Annotated in this window: 11 protein-coding genes and 1 pseudogene; 4 read left to right on the top strand and 8 right to left on the bottom strand. The window is 72.0% G+C overall.

Features of this window, described 5'->3' with window-relative positions; translation table 11 throughout:
• The 4 genes from Vau01_RS60020 to Vau01_RS60005 form a co-directional block, all read right to left on the bottom strand.
• On the bottom strand, positions 1-1,646 hold a 1,646-nt coding region (locus Vau01_RS60020), incomplete at its 3' end, for an endo-1,4-beta-xylanase (protein WP_204013350.1).
• 100 nt (positions 1,647-1,746) lie between these two features.
• Positions 1,747-3,003 (bottom strand): serine/threonine-protein kinase, encoded by a 1,257-nt coding sequence (locus Vau01_RS60015; RefSeq protein ID WP_204013347.1) that lies wholly within the window; start codon positions 3,001-3,003, stop codon positions 1,747-1,749.
• 22 nt (positions 3,004-3,025) lie between these two features.
• Positions 3,026-3,997 (bottom strand): TolB-like translocation protein, encoded by a 972-nt coding sequence (locus Vau01_RS60010; RefSeq protein WP_204013344.1) that lies wholly within the window; start codon positions 3,995-3,997, stop codon positions 3,026-3,028.
• Entirely contained in the window at positions 3,994-4,497 is a 504-nt protein-coding gene (locus Vau01_RS60005) for a SigE family RNA polymerase sigma factor (RefSeq protein ID WP_204013341.1), read from the bottom strand. The genes Vau01_RS60010 and Vau01_RS60005 overlap by 4 nt, the downstream gene beginning before the upstream one ends.
• A gap of 140 nt (positions 4,498-4,637) precedes the next feature.
• Between Vau01_RS60005 and Vau01_RS60000 the strand changes: the two genes are divergently transcribed.
• Entirely contained in the window at positions 4,638-6,017 is a 1,380-nt protein-coding gene (locus Vau01_RS60000) for a helix-turn-helix domain-containing protein (protein ID WP_204013339.1), read from the top strand.
• On the opposite strand, the gene Vau01_RS59995 is transcribed toward Vau01_RS60000, so the two are convergent.
• A complete protein-coding gene (locus tag Vau01_RS59995; protein ID WP_204013337.1) occupies positions 5,995-6,558 on the bottom strand; it encodes an NUDIX hydrolase in 564 nt (187 codons plus the stop codon). The genes Vau01_RS60000 and Vau01_RS59995 overlap by 23 nt on opposite strands.
• 149 nt (positions 6,559-6,707) lie before the next feature.
• Between Vau01_RS59995 and Vau01_RS59990 the strand changes: the two genes are divergently transcribed.
• Positions 6,708-6,956: a DUF397 domain-containing protein gene (locus tag Vau01_RS59990; protein ID WP_239153020.1), complete on the top strand. Its 249-nt coding sequence runs from the start codon at positions 6,708-6,710 to the stop codon at positions 6,954-6,956.
• A complete protein-coding gene (locus Vau01_RS59985; RefSeq protein ID WP_204013334.1) occupies positions 6,953-7,423 on the top strand; it encodes a hypothetical protein in 471 nt (156 codons plus the stop codon). Before Vau01_RS59990 ends, Vau01_RS59985 begins: the two co-directional genes overlap by 4 nt.
• Positions 7,424-7,497: 74 nt before the next feature.
• Here the strand turns inward: Vau01_RS59985 and eccD are convergent, their stop codons facing one another.
• Positions 7,498-8,907 carry a type VII secretion integral membrane protein EccD gene (eccD, locus tag Vau01_RS59980; RefSeq protein WP_204013331.1) on the bottom strand — a complete coding sequence of 470 codons (1,410 nt, stop codon included), beginning with the start codon at positions 8,905-8,907 and terminating at the stop codon, positions 7,498-7,500.
• Between the two features lie 57 nt (positions 8,908-8,964).
• On the opposite strand from eccD, the gene eccCa reads away from it, so the two are divergent.
• A complete protein-coding gene (gene eccCa, locus Vau01_RS59975) occupies positions 8,965-12,939 on the top strand; it encodes a type VII secretion protein EccCa (protein WP_204013328.1) in 3,975 nt (1,324 codons plus the stop codon).
• Here the strand turns inward: eccCa and Vau01_RS59970 are convergent.
• Together Vau01_RS59970 and Vau01_RS59965 are read right to left on the bottom strand one after the other, a co-directional pair.
• Entirely contained in the window at positions 12,875-14,065 is a 1,191-nt protein-coding gene (locus Vau01_RS59970) for a S8 family peptidase (protein ID WP_204013314.1), read from the bottom strand. The genes eccCa and Vau01_RS59970 overlap by 65 nt on opposite strands.
• Positions 14,065-14,840 (bottom strand): annotated as a pseudogene (locus Vau01_RS59965) (hypothetical protein); the annotation flags it as partial. The gene Vau01_RS59970 and the pseudogene Vau01_RS59965, both read right to left, overlap by 1 nt.

The following is a 14,840-nucleotide window of genomic DNA, read 5'->3' as shown; positions in this document are numbered from 1 at the left end:
GGCGACGGCGCAGTTCGTCCCGTTGAGGGCGAACGCCGTCGGGATGCTGTTGGTGCCGGAGTACGTCCCGTTGAAGCGAAACTCTGGGTGCCGCCGTTCGCGCCGATGCTGGCGTTGTACGACACGTTGGTCGCGGTGACGGTGGCCGCCGGCTGGGTGTACGTGGCGTTCCACATCTGGGCGACCCGTTGCCCGTTGGCGTAGGTCCACACCAGACTCCAGCCGGTGATGGCGGTTGGGCCGGTGTTGGTGACGGTCACCTGTCCGGTGAACCCGCCACCGCCGCCCCAGTTCGACGCGCCGTAGGCGACGCGGCACGACCCGCCCACGGCGACGGTCGTCGTGAACGTGGTCGCCGCCGACGCGGCCGACAGGTTGCCCGCGGCGTCCCGCGCCCGTACGACGACCTGGTACTGGGTGCTGGCGCTGAGCCCGGTCAGGGTCACGCCGTTGGTCGCCGACTGGGCCAGCAGCGTGTCGCCCCGGTAGACGTTGTAGCCGGCCACGCCGACGTTGTCGGTCGACGCGGTCCAGGCGAGGGTGGCGGTCGACGACGTGACGTTCGAGGCGGTGGGCGGGCCCGGCGTCGACGGCGCCGTGGTGTCGGGCACGGCACCGAGCGCGGCCGAGATGGCGGCGTAGGCGGGCTTCCTGGCGAGGTTCTCGTCGTACGGGAGCGCCGCACCCTGACCGGGGAACACCGACGGGATCCACGAGTACTTGTCGGTGTAGTCCCACACCGTGATGCCGACGCAGCGCGTCACGGCCAGGCAGGCATTGGTGACCGCGCGGTAGTCGTTGGCCTGTTGGGTGTCCTTCGCGGTGTCGCGGGGCAGGTTCATCCGGATGTCGAGCTCGGTGATCGCGACGTCGACCCCGAGGTCGGCGAAGCGCTGGATGTTCTGCTGCATCGTCGCGGGCACCTGGCCGAGGATGAGGTGCGCCTGCAGGCCAACGCCGTCGATCGGCACGCCCTGCTGCTTGAACGACTGCACCATCGCGTAGACGGCGTCGCTCTTCGCGCCGATCCCGTCGATGTTGTAGTCGTTGTAGTAGAGCTTGACGGTCGGGTCGGCGGCGCGCGCCGCCCGGAACGCCTCGGCGATGTAGCCGTCACCGATCTTCTGCTGGAAGACCGTCTGGCGGCGGGTTCCGTTCTCCTCGAACGCCTCGTTGACGACGTCCCAGTGCACGACCTGGTCGCGGAAGTGGGTCACCTCGTTGGTGATGTGGTTCCGCATGACGCCGAGCAGCTGGTCGGCCGCGACATTGGCGACCCAGCCGGGTAGCTGGTTGTGCCAGACCAGCGTGTGGCCGCGCACGACCTGGCCGTTGCTCCGGGCCAGATTGACGACGGTGTCGGCCTGGGTGAAGGTGAACTGGTTCTGGCTGGGCTCGGTGTACTGCCACTTCATCGTGTTGCCGGGCGTGAGCTGGTTGAACTCGCTGCCGAGGATCGACACGTACGGGGCGTCGGAGAGTTCGGGGTTGTCGGTCGCCGAACCGAAGTACTTTCCTTTCGCCGCGGCGAGCGCGCCGAGCGACCCGGGAACGGCCGCGTCGGCCGTCATCGCGACCGGCAGCACCGCCACGGCGCCGATCGTCACGGCAGCCGCGATCAGGGACATCGTTCCGCTCCGTGACATGGTCTGCTCCTCCGGAAGGCTAGGCGCAGACGCTAACGACGGCATCGGTCCCGGTCAATTGATTCGACGGCATCGACCACGTGGTCGATCGCGGGTCGATCTACCAGACGCCCGGAACCGGCGGACGCTGCCACAGGTTCTGCGGGAGGACGGCGTTCGTCTTCGCCCACTGGAGCACCAGCCGCGGCCGGCGCAGGGGAACGAGCAGCACCGCGGCCCGGCGCGGGCCCCTCCCGTTCGGCAGGCTGAACAACCGCATCGGGTGCGTACCGCGACCGCCCGGCCCCCGGGCGTACGCCACGCCCGGCCCGCGCAGCAGCCACGGCGCCAGCCGGCACAGCCGCTCGCGGGCGACGACCGGCCAGTCCGGGTCGTCGGCGATGACGCCCACCGGCAGCCCCTGGACGAGCCGCGCCACCCCCTCGTCGAGGTCCAGGCCGGCCGCGGCGAGCCCGCCGGGCACGTCACCGGCCGAGAGCAGCGCGACGGCGTCCGCGTCCGCGCCGTCGTAGCCCCAGGTCGCCGGGTCGGTGAGCGCGCCCGCGTCGGCGCGCCAGCACCACGGCATCAGGTCGAACCGGTGGGCGACGTTGGCGGCCACGACCGCCTCGATCCGCACGGTGACGTCGCCGCCGCCGACCCGGCGCGGTCCCCGGGCGAGAACGAAACGGCGACGGGTCCGGTCGCGGCCCTCGTCCAGGGCGGCCAGGAGCACCTGGGCCCGCGCCTCCAGGCGGTTCTTCGCGTCGCGCGGGAACAGGTGACGCAGGCGCACCGGGTCCAGGCGCGCGACGACGTCCACCGCGCCGGGCTCGGCCGTCAGCCACCCGGCGGCCGGCTCGTCGGGTGCCGCCCAGCGGGCCAGGTCGGCGCGTTCCCGGTCGAGGGTCGCCGGCCGGTCCGGCGCCACCGCCCGCTGGCCGAACACCGCCGCCAACCGATCGACGACCTCGTTCGGACGTGCGGTCGCCAGCATCGCCCAGACCCCGGCCGATTGCCCGTCGGAGCGGGTCCGCCCGGAGTCGTCGTGGCCGGGGGCGTGCAGGCCGGCCGGTTCGGCGGCATAGAGCGCGAGGTACGTGTCGCCGTCGAGGGTGCCCAGTTCGTGGAAGAGGGACGCCCGTTGCGTCCCGGTCCGGAGAAAGACCAGAAATTCCGTGGACGTCGACGGATGCGTGATCAGCAGCACCTCCGGTTCCCGCGACGTCGCCCGCAGCCCGCCGACCGAGTCGTACTCGACCAGCCCGTCGCTCGAGCGGGACGAGAACTCCAGCGTCCGCGTCCCCCGCTCGACCACCGCGCCCGCGCACCGCGGATCCCCGGCCAGGGCCGCGGCGACCGCATCGAGATCGATCACCGCGGCATCGTATGCCAGTGGCTCACCGTTGCCGCGACAGGACGAAGTTGACGCTGTCGGTGGCGATCGGCATCCCGTCGATCTCCCGCGGGAACGGGATCCGTTTGGTCACCGTGCCGCCCGACGTCGTCACCGCGAACCCCGTGCTCGTCACGCACAACCACGACGAGTTGTCGACACGGAACGCGCGGACGGTGGACCCGCACGGGTCGTCCGGCGTCGCCGACGGCGCGCCCACCGCCCCGCCGCGGACCGTCACCTCGGCCCGCCGGGAACCGGTGTAGACGCGGATGTGCTGGCCGTCCTCGAGCCATTTGAGCATGCAGCCGTCGGGGCAGTTCACCGGTTCGCTGGCCGTCTCGCCGCCGGCGGGCAGCTCCGCGACGCGCACCTTCGCGCCCTCCGGGGAGTAGGTGACGAACGCCAGGTGCGTGCTGTCGGCCGACCACACCGGCCGCACGTCCCGGGTGGCGAACTGACGCTGGTACACCACCCGCTCCTCGTCGTCGGCGGCTTTGACCGCGAGCACATCCTGACCCATGATCGCGAGGTAGCGGCCGTCCGGCGACGGCAGCGCGGTGGCGGTGTACCCGACCCGGTGGTACCGGCCGGTCGCGTCGTCGTAGACGACGACGCCGTAGTCGTTGTTGTGCGGCGCCGCCCGGATGATCCATCCACCGGGCAGCGTGATCGGTGGCGTCCGGGGACCGGCCGACTCCGTGGCCGACTCCGTGGTCGGAACCGTCGACGACACCGTCGGCGACGGCGGACCGTCGGCCGGCGGCGGGTCCTCGTCCGCCCGGGAGAGCCTGACGGCCGTCGCGATCCCGGCCACGAGCAGCACCGCGATCACCGCCGCCGACACGGCGGAGACCGTACGGAACGTGTGCGTCCGGCGGGCCCGCCGCAACGCCGGCCCGCTCAGGTCGACCGGACGGCCCTCCGACGCGAGCTCGTGGACCGACTCCCTGAGCAACCGCTCCAGATCCGTCATCGCGCCACCTCCGTCTCGCCCAGCGCGGCCCGCAACTTCGCCAACGCCCGCGACGCCTGGCTGCCGACGGTCCCGGTGGTGCAGCCGAGAATGTCGGCGACCTCCCGCTCGCTGCGGTCCTCGAGGTACCGGAGGATGATCACCGCGCGCTGGCGCGGCGGCAGCGTGAGCAGCACGGTGCGCAGCACCACCCGGTCGAGCGCCGCGCCGGCATGGTCGTCGTCGAGGACCCGCCAGTCCGGCGGCTCGGCGGTGGGCAGCTCGTTGCGCTTCCACATCCGCCGCCAGACCGACACGTGCTCCCGGTAGATGATCCGCCGGGCGTACCTCTCCGGGTCGACCGAGACCCGGTGCCACGACAGCACCAGTTTGGCCAGCGCCGCCTGCAGCAGATCCTCGGCGGCGTGCTGGTTGCCGGTGAGCGCGTACGCGGTGCGGAACAGCACATGCGTCCGCTCGGCGACGAACGCCGTGAACTCGACCTCCGTCACGCGGTCCACAACCACCTCCCGCCGGTACAGACGCGGTGAGCCGCCACCCACCTTGCACGCACCACCGGGTGAAAATAATGCCGGCCTGTTCGAGTCGTGTCAGCTCCCTCTCATCTGACGCCGTGGGTGCGTCCCTGTCTCGACGGACTGTGATTGTCGATCCGGGCTTTGCGCGGCTACTGAAGGAGCTTCGGGAACAGCGCCACCTCTCGCTTCGCACGTTGGGCCGGCAGGTTCACTGCTCGCACGGCTATCTGTGGGATCTTGAGGCGAAAGGCAAGCGGCCGAGCATCGCTGTCGCGGCGCTGTTGGATGCCGCGTTGGACGCCGGCGGCCGGTTGTCAGCCATGGTTCGTGAAGTGTCAGCCGACAGCGGGGTCTGGAGTGCCGCAGAGAATGGATCCGTTGATCCGTCGGCGTCGGTGTTGGAGTTCGCGCCGGACTGGCGGCACGGCGTGGATGCCGTCGTGGAACTGTGGCGGATGGATACGCAACGACGAGGTGCTCTTCGAGGCATCGGCTTCAGCGCGTCGGCGTTCGTGTCGCCGGCGATGCGGTGGCTGACCGCGCCGCTGGACGAGCGTCCGGCAAGCAATGGAGAGCGGCTGGTCGGCAGCCCGGACGTCGAGATGGTGCGCCGCATCACCGGGGCATACCGCACGCTCGACAACCAGTTCGGAGGCGGCCACGTGAGAGAAAGCCTGGTCCGCTTTCTCGACGGAGAGGTCGCTCCGCTGCTACGGGGACGCTACGACGCCGACACGGGCTCGGCGTTGCTGTCGGCGGTTGCCGAAACGACGCAGTTGGCGGGCTGGGCTTCCTACGACGCCGGCATGAACGGACTGGCGCAGCGCTACATGGTGCAGGCATTGAGACTCGCCGCCGCTTCCGGCGATCGTCCATTGGGTGCCGAGATTCTGGCGGCCATGAGCCACCAGGCTGCCTACCTGCGGGCGAGCGTCGACGCGGTCGACCTGGCTCGCGCTGCCAGCCGGGCCGCCGCCGATGCCGGCGTGGCGGCGATTCAGGCGGAGTCGGCGGTGCTGGAAGCGCAGGGGCACGCGGTCGGCGGGAACGAGGCCGCCTGCGCTTCGGCCCTTGATCGAGCCGAGCGCGCCCTCGATCGGGCTGACCGGACCGGCGATCCGCAGTGGATGGGCTACTTCGACGAGTCCTATCTGGCCGCCAAGTTCGGGCACTGCTTCACCGCGTTGGGCCGAGGCGACCTCGCACACCGGTTCGCGGAGCGGTCGTTGGAGATGGACGGTAGGCACTACGCGCGTGGCCGCCAGTTCAACCTCGCGCTGCTGGCGGTTGCCCATGTGCAGCGCGGAGAACCGGAGCAGGCCGCTTCCATCGGCATGCAGGCCGCGGAGGCAGCGGAAGGCCTGCATTCGGCCCGGGCACTGGTGTACCTGGACGATCTTGCCCAACGGCTCGCGAGGTACGCGGGACTGCCTCAGGTGCAGGTCTTCGCTGAACGCGCCCGCCCGTTACTGGCGGCAGCTACAACTGCCTCGTCGCTTTAGCAAGGAGAACGGCGAGCAGACCGGCGACCGATCCGGCCCCGACGATCTCGCCGTCGTCGATGCGTTGCCGGATCCCGTCGATCGGGAGCCAGCCGATGCGCTCGGCCTCGTTGACGTCCAGGGTCGTGCTGGTCTGGTCTGCGCCCCGGGCGAGGTAGACGATGTTCGGTTGGTCGATCGTGCCCACCATGGGTTGGAACGTCAGCAACCTGGTCATCGACCGGGGCCGCCAACCGGTCTCCTCTTCGACCTCCCGGGCCGCGCAGGCGGCCGGTTCCTCGTCCGGGTCGAGATAGCCGCCGGGCAGTTCCCAGACCCAGCGGTCGATGATGAACCGGTGCCGCCACATCATCAGAACCCGATCGGCGTCATCGACCACAATCACCATCGCGGCGGCTGGCACGCGGAGCACGTACTGCTCGAACCGCACACCGTCGGGTAGCTCGACGTCGGCGACGCTGAGAACGGCCCGGCGGGTGTCGTCGATGATCCGCTCGCCGTGGATGGTCCACTCACTCGCTCGCCGCATCCCGGTGCCCATGACCAGCAACCCTAGTTCGGCTCCGGCCTCACCCGTACCCGCTCCACGACCGGCGTCGGCCGACAGTGGCTGACGCCTGTCGGCTTATCGCTCACGCTCCGCAGTGGCCAAGCTACGGATTCGATGACGGAAGACGAAGGGAGCAGGTCGTGGGACAGGAATTGCCGAAGGCGGCCGATCTGTACGCGGTTCCGATGAGTGCGGTGGCGTTCATGCGGCCGTGCGGTTGCAACCAGGGCACCGAGAACGGCGAGAGCTGCGTGCTGATCGCCGACGTGCCGGGCGTTACCGGCGCGGTCGTCCTCCGGGATTCGAAGCGCCCGGACGCCGGTGAGTTGCGGTTCACCGGTGCCGAGTGGGACGAGTTCCTGAAGACGCAGATCGAGCGGGTGGCGTGAGCACCGGTCCGGTCGACGGTTCGACGGCTGTGGCGTCCTCGCGGGAGTCGAGGACGCCACAGCCCGACCGGTGGTGGTGTTACGGGTGGACCGGGGCGGTCGTGCCGGACTGGCAGCGCCGTGACCCGGCGTCGGTGGCGCCGCCCCTGCTGGTCGCGGACTGGCCGGCGAAGCCCCGGTCGATGCTGGCCCGCACGTGTACGGACCCACGCGATGCGGTGGGGTGGCTGCGGGACGAGGTCTGCCGGTGGGCGGCCCGGCTGCTGCCGCCGGATACCGAGAGGATGGGCCGGCTGCTCGGCTACCTGGATCACCGGCAGGCGCCGGATCAGAGATTGGTTCACGTCTGCGGATTCGGGTCGTGCGACGTGCTGTGCGCGATCTCCCGGCACAACCGGGTCGTGCATTGGCAGCACCAACTGGCCGGTGGACACGCACTGGTGTGGGCGATCGTGCCGTCGGGTTGACGGAGTCAACGGCGCCGATCGCAGCCCGGTGACGCGCGCCGCCGATCTCCCCGACCCGGACGCGTGACCGGCACTCACCCGCCCAGGCCGCGGACGTACGCGAACAGCCCCGTCGCCGCTACCACCAGCGGCACCACGGCCGCGCCGAGGAGGAACTCCGACCAGTCGGCCAGCCGGCCGAGTTGCGGGCCCGGCCGGCGCCGGGCGTACCGGAGACCGGCGCCCACCGCGACGAGGGCCGCGGGCAGCAGGCCCAGCAGCACCACCGCCGGCAGCACCGCCCGGTCCTGCCGCGCGGACACCCCCACGATGACCGTGACCACGCCCAGGACACCGGTGGCGAGCAGCGGCACGCGCTGCCGCGGGCGGTCCAGCGACCGGGCCCGGAGCAGGGCCAGCAGGGAGACCGTGGCGGCCAGCAGCGGGGCGGCGAGGCCGCCGTCCAGGGCGAGGACGGCGATGCAGGCCAACGAAACCACGCCGACGCCCAGCAGGGTGCCGGCGTAGAAGTCCTCGGCGCGGGCCACCGCGGCGAACACCCGCTCGCGGGGCGGCAGCGGATGGTCGCGGAGCAGGTCCTGCGTCGTCTGTGGCAGGTCGGGCATCGGCAGCCGCGACATCCGCACCGAGAGCACCGTCGACATCGGCGCCACGGCGGCCGCCGCCGCGACGACCACCGCGGCCGAGCCGGCCGGGTCGAGGCCGGCCAGGCACAGCACGGCACCGACGGCGCCACACAGCGCGATCAGGGTGCCGGCGACGAAGAGCCACAACCGGTCGGCGATCGCGACGAATCCGGTAACGGCCGCGAGCAGCAGCGCGACGGACGCGACCAGCACGTGGGGGGCGGCCAGGCGCCTCAGCGGCTCGTCGCCCAGCAGCACGAGCAGCCCGCCGGCGACCGCGTACGGCATCGCCAGCGCGCCGATCGCGCCACCCGCGCCGGCGTCACCGAGCGCCCGGGACAGGACGGCGCCGCCGAGCAGAATCACCACGGCGATCCCGAGCGCGCCGATCGCCGGAACCCGCCACGGCGGCCCGGCGAGAAACAGCAACGGCAGGCCGAGAAGCAGCACGGCGCCGCCGGCGAGCAGGCCGGTGCGCCGGGTGAACGGCCCGTACCACTGGGAGCCGAGCCGTTCGGTTCCGTCGGCGACGGCCAGCACGAGATCGTCGTAGTCGGGTTCCGGCCAGTCCTCGTCCAGGGAGACGAGATAGAGCACCTCGCCGTCGCGCACGTCCTGCGCCGCCAGGGACTGGTCGGTTGTCAGCCGCGTGCCGTCCGAGCGGCGGATTCCCCACCCGACACTGCCGGAGTTGCCGGTTTCCGCACTGCTCGCACCCTGAGAATCAACACCCAAATGCTGCAAAAGAGCGGGCATCAATTCGGCCAACGGCACCTGCTCGGGTAGAGCGAAGTCGATTCGTCGACGGGACGTCGCTATCGTTAGCCGCGCCAGCCCAGTTCCGGATTGGGTCGCCACGCACACAAATTAGCAGCGCGGCGCTCCTACCAAGAGACCACGGGGAGCGGACGAAGCATGGGCATCGTCCTCGTCAAGCGTCCGGCACGGCAGCCCGGCCCGGTGCTGCCCGACGGCGTGCAGGAACTCGAGCCGCCACCGACCCTGTCGACGGCGCAGGGAATCGCGTGGTCGCAGGTCCTGACCGCGGTTCCGATGCTGGCCGGATCCGCCGCCATGGCGCTGATGTTCTCCAGCGGTCGCGGCGGAACGCTCGCCTACGTCACCGGTGGTCTGTTCGGTGTGTCCATGCTCGGCATGGTGGCCGCCACGTTCTTCACCCAGAGCGGACGCCAGAGCAAGCGCGAGGCGCTGCAACTGCGTCGTGAGTATCTGCGCCGCCTCAGCCAGGTACGGCGCACCGTCCGGCGCACGATCGACCAGCAGCGGCGGGCCATGTTCTATCGGCATCCCGACCCGGACGCGCTGTGGGGTGTGGTCGCACAGACGCGGCTGTGGGAGCGGCGCCCGGCCGACAGCGACTTCGTCGTGGCGCGGATGGGTCTCGGTCCGCTGCGGCTGGCCACGCCGTTGCGTCCGGCGTCGACCGCGCCCATCGAGGACCTGGAGCCACTGTCCGCGCTGGCGCTGCGCCGCTTCGTCACCACCTACGCGGTGGTCCGCGACCTTCCGGTCGCGGTCGCACTGCGGGGTTTCGCGCGGGTCCAGATCTGCGGTGACGTCGGACGCGCCCGTGATCTGGTCCGGGCGCTCATCGCCCAGTCGGTGGCGTTCCACGCGCCGGGCGACGTGTTGGTGGCCGCCTGCTACAGCGCCGCGCACGCGCCCCTGTGGGAGTGGCTCAAGTGGCTGCCGCACGCGCTGCACCCGGAGAAGAACGACGCGCTCGGCCCGGCACGGCTCATGGGCCGCTCCGCCGGCGCCCTGGAGAAGCTGCTCGACGACGTGCTGGCCAACCGCCTGCGGTTCAACGCAGACCACCCCTACATCGACGGCCCGCACATCCTGGTCGTCGTCGACGGTGGCGACACAGCCGGGTCCGAGCACCTGATGACCGAGGGCGGCATCGAGGGCGTCACGGTGCTGCAGATCGCCGACGCGCGTCCCCGGATCATGGACGACACGGTGCTGACCCTCGACGTCGGCCGCACCGGGGAACTGTCCACCACCACGATGGACGGCACCCGGATCGTCGGCACCGCCGACCGGGTCACGATCAGCCAGGCCGAAGGGCTCGCCCGCCAGCTCTCCCCGCTGCGGCTGTCGGCCAAGGACATCGTCGACGAGCCGATGACCACCGTCACCGACCTCATCGATCTGATGGAGATCGGCGACCCGGAACTGTTCGACCCGCCGACGAAGTGGCGCACCCGGCCCAACCGCGACCGGCTCCGGGTGGCGATCGGTGTCACCGCCGACGGAGTGCCGGCCGAACTGGACCTGAAGGAGTCGGCCCAGGAGGGCATGGGCCCGCACGGTCTGCTCGTCGGCGCCACCGGGTCGGGCAAGTCGGAACTGCTACGGACGCTCGTGCTCGCGCTCGCCGTGCGGCACTCGCCGGAGGTGCTCAACCTCGTCCTGATCGACTTCAAGGGCGGCGCGACGTTCGCCACCCTCGACCGGCTCCCGCACACGTCCGCGACGATCACCAACCTGGAGGCCGAACTCTCGCTGGTCGACCGGATGGAAGCGGCCATCAACGGCGAGCTGATCCGGCGCCAGCAGTTGCTGCGGACCGCTGGCAACTACGCCTCGCTGCGCGACTACGAACGCGCCCGCGCCGCCGGCGCGCCGCTGGCCCCGCTGCCGAGCCTGCTGATCATCTGTGACGAGTTCAGCGAACTGCTCACCGCGAAGCCCGAGTTCATCGACATGTTCGTGCAGATCGGACGGGTGGGCCGCTCGCTCGGCGTCCACCTGCTGTTGGCCTCGCAGCGGCTGGAGGAGGGCCGGCTTCGCGGCCTGGACACCCATCTGTCGTACCGGATCGGCCTGCGGACGTTCTCGGCGATGGAGTCCCGGGTGGCGCTCGGCGTGGCCGACGCGGCCGACCTGCCCCGCTCCCCCGGCCACGGCTACCTGAAGTACGGGACCGAGCCGATGACCCGGTTCAAGGCCGCATACGTCTCCGGCGTCCACCAGGGCCGCACCCTGGGCGGCGGCCGTGCCCCCGGCCGTCAGGTGATCCCGGTCGCCCGCTACGTGCCCGACTACGTCGAGCCGGAGGCGCAGCCCGCACCGGTGGCGGCACCGCAGCCGCAGGACCCCGACGTGCTCGGCGACAGCCTGCTCGACATCCTGGTGGCCCGGATGGAGGGCCACGGCCCGGCCGCGCACCAGGTGTGGCTGCCGCCGCTCGACCGGCCCGTGTCGCTCGACCAGTGCCTGCCGACGCTGGCCGACGACCCGCGGCGCGGCCTGACGGTGTCGTCGGCCGACCTGCACGGCCGGCTGCAGGTGCCGGTGGCGATCGTCGACAAGCCGCTGGAGCAGCGGCGCGACCTGCTGTGGCTGAACCTGGCCGGAGCCGGCGGGCACGTGATCGCCGTCGGCGCGCCGAAGTCCGGCCGCAGCACCCTGCTCCGGACGATGATCTGCGCGACGGCGCTCACCCACACCCCGCTCGAGGCCCAGTTCTACTGCCTCGACTTCGGCGGCGGCGCGCTGCTGACCCTGCGCGGGCTGCCGCACGTCGGTGGCGCGTGGAGCCGGCTCGACGTCGACCAGGTCCGGCGCACCGTCGCGGAGGTCCACCTCGTCATGCGGGCGCGCGAGCAGCACTTCGCCGCGCAGGCGATCGACTCGATGGAGTCCTACCGCGACCTGCGCCGCGCCGGCCGGTTCCCCGACGACCCGTACGGCGACGTGTTCCTGGTGGTCGACGGCTGGGGGACGTTGCGGACGGAGTTCGAGGACCTGGAGGCGATGGTCACCGACATCGCCACCCGCGGCCTGACGTTCGGCGTGCACCTGGTCGCGACGGCCACGCGCTGGATGGACCTGCGCCACACCGTCCGCGACCTGTTCGGCACCAAGCTCGAACTGCGCCTCGGCGACGTGGTCGACTCCGCGTTCGGGCGGCGCGTCGCCGCGAACGTGCCGGTCGACCGGCCGGGCCGGGGCCTGAGCCCGGAAGGGCTGCACAGCCTCACGATCCTGCCCCGCATCGACGGCAGCGACGAGGTCGGCGACCTGCCGGCCGGCATCGAGGGGCTGATCCACGCCGTCCGCAACGCCTGGCGCGGCCAACCGGCGCCGGCGGTCCGGTTGCTGCCGGACAAGATCGCGTTCGAGAGCCTGCCGCAGCCGGCGAACTCCGGCCCGACGAAGTGGCGGGTCCCGATCGGCATCGCCGAGAGCGACCTCGGCCCGGTGCACCTCGACTTCGGTGCGGAGCCGCACTGCATCGTCTTCGCCGACACCGAGAGCGGAAAGACGAACTTCCTGCGGGTGATCGCGAAGAGCATCGCCGAACGCTACACACCCGACGAGGCGTGCATCATCGCCGTCGACTACCGGCGCAGCCTGCTCGGTGCGCTGTCGGAGGACCACCTGATCGGCTACGCCAGCAACTCGCCGACCACGGAGGCCGTCGTCACCCAGGTCGTCACCGCGATGCGCGAACGGTTGCCGGGCGCCGAGATCAGCGCAGAGCAGCTCCGGGCACGCAACTGGTGGCAGGGTCCGAGCCTGTTCCTGCTCGTCGACGACTACGACCTGGTGACGGCGGCCCCGCTGAACCCGCTGATGCCGCTGCTCGAGTACGCCATGCAGGCCCGCGACATCGGCCTGCACATCATCCTGACCCGTCGCAGCGGCGGGGCCGGCCGGTCGCTGTTCGAGACGTTCCTGTCGCGTCTGCGCGAGATCGGCTCACCGGGCATCGTGATGTCGGGCGAGCGGGAGGAGGGCGCGCTGATCGGCACCGTGCGTCCGATGCGGCTGCCGCCGGGGCGGGGATTCCTGGTCAACCGCCGCGACGGTTCGCGGCTGGTTCAGCTCGCGTGGCTGCCTCCCGACGACGGCGCCTGATCCGACGCCGGAGGAACACGATCAGGAAGACGACCAGGGCCAGCCCGCCGCCCCAGATCACGGTGGCCACCGCTAGCGCGACGATGGTGTCGCCCTCCCAGAACGAGGGCTCTGCGATCGCCGGCGGTGGGTTCGCCGGCGCGGCCGGCGGCGTGGACGTCACCGGATCGGGCGCGGTCAGCGCCTTCACCGGATCGACGACGCCCCAGCCGTACTCGCTGTCGAAGCCCGGCGTTCCCTTGTCGGTGGCGGTGGCCTTCAGCAGGTCGTAGAGCTGCGGCGGGGTGAGGTTCGGCCGCTTCTGCCGCACCAGCGCCACGATGCCGGCCAGGATCGCGGCGGACACGCTGGTGCCCTCGACGGTGGTGTAGCCACCACCCGCTTTCGGGGCCGGCACGTCGTCGCCCGGCACCACGAAGTCGAGCAGGACGGTGACGACGGAGAACGGCGAGCGGCTGCCGTCGCGGCCGACCGAGCCGACACCGAAGACGCCGTCGTCGGTGCCCGGTGACACCGGGAGGCTCAGGTCGTGCCCGTTCCGGGTCTCGATGTTGCCGATGGCCGCGACGATCGGCACGCCCTTGCCGATCGCGTAGTCGATCGCGTCGCTCTGCGCGGGGTCGGACATGCCGCCACCGGCGATACAGATGACGTCGGCGCCGCTGTCGACGGCCCACCGGATGGCGAACGCGATGTTGTCGGGCCGCGAACCGACGGAGCCCGGCGGCCAGACCGTGGCCGGCAGGATGTTCGCCTTCGGGGCGATGCCGCGGATGCCGTCGGCGCCGTTCGCGCCGTGCCCGCGTCCGGCGGACATCGCGGCGATGCCGGTGCCGTGCCGCTTGGGATCCGGGTCGGTCCGGCCGTCCTGGCTGGACGTGAACGAGTCGATGCCGGCCAGCACGGCGCCGGCGAGGTCGGGCTGGGTCGCGTCGACGCCGGAGTCGAGCACCGCGACGGTCGTACCACTGCCGTCGGCGATCCGGTTGGCCTCCGCCATCCGCAGGAAGCCGAGGTACCACTGCTGGTCGCGAACCGCGTCGGCCCGCGCCGGAACCGCGACCGCCGTCGACAGGATCACTCCCATGACGGCGGCCGCCGTGCTTCGTCCGAGACGCCTGCGCATCAGCGCTGCCGGCCTCCGCCCAGATGCGGGCCGGCACCCTCGCCGCCCGGTTCGGTACGGTCCACCGGCTCGACGACCGCCGGCAGATCGTCGTCGACGAACCACGGATCCCGGTCGCCGTCGTCACGGCGGCGGCCGGACTGCCCGTGGACGCCGCCCGCTCCCCCGGCATCCGGACCTCCCGCCGCCCGCGGTCCCACGACTCCGGAGTGTCCCGCTCCCGCCGCCGGCAGCCGCGCGCCACCGCCCGACGCGGGCCGGCCGGCGCCGGTGCGACCGTCGGTCGGGGGCCGGCCGAGGGCGGGACCGGACCGGCCCGTCACCGGATCGACCACCCGCGGTGCGGACGGCCGGCCCGACGCACCACCACCGGGAACGTTGGACCCGGTGGTGCCGGCGCCGGCGCGACCGGGCGGCGTGACGCCGGGACCACCCGGACCGCGCGCGGAAGCCGGGCCGGGCGCGCCGATCGACGAACGCCCACCGGCAGCTCCGGCGGGCGGCCGGACACCGCTACCACCGGCGGGCGGCCGAATGCCGCTGCCACCGGCGGGCGGCCGGACACCGCTACCACCGCCCGGCGGCCGCGGACCGGGAGCACCCGGCGAACCACCCACCAGCGGCCGGACACCGCCACCACCACCGGGCGGCCGGGGACCGGGAGCGCCGGGCGAACCGCCCACCGGCGGCCGAACACCGCTACCACCACCCGGCGGCCGCGCACCCACCGGCGGATTCACCGGCGGCCGAATGCCGCTGCCACCACTGGGCGGCC

It is taken from the genome of Virgisporangium aurantiacum (assembly GCF_016863635.1).
Taxonomy (GTDB): Bacteria; Actinomycetota; Actinomycetes; order Mycobacteriales; family Micromonosporaceae; genus Virgisporangium; species Virgisporangium aurantiacum.
Note: the sequence above shows the minus strand (reverse complement) of the source record. Positions and strands in the feature narration are given on the sequence as shown.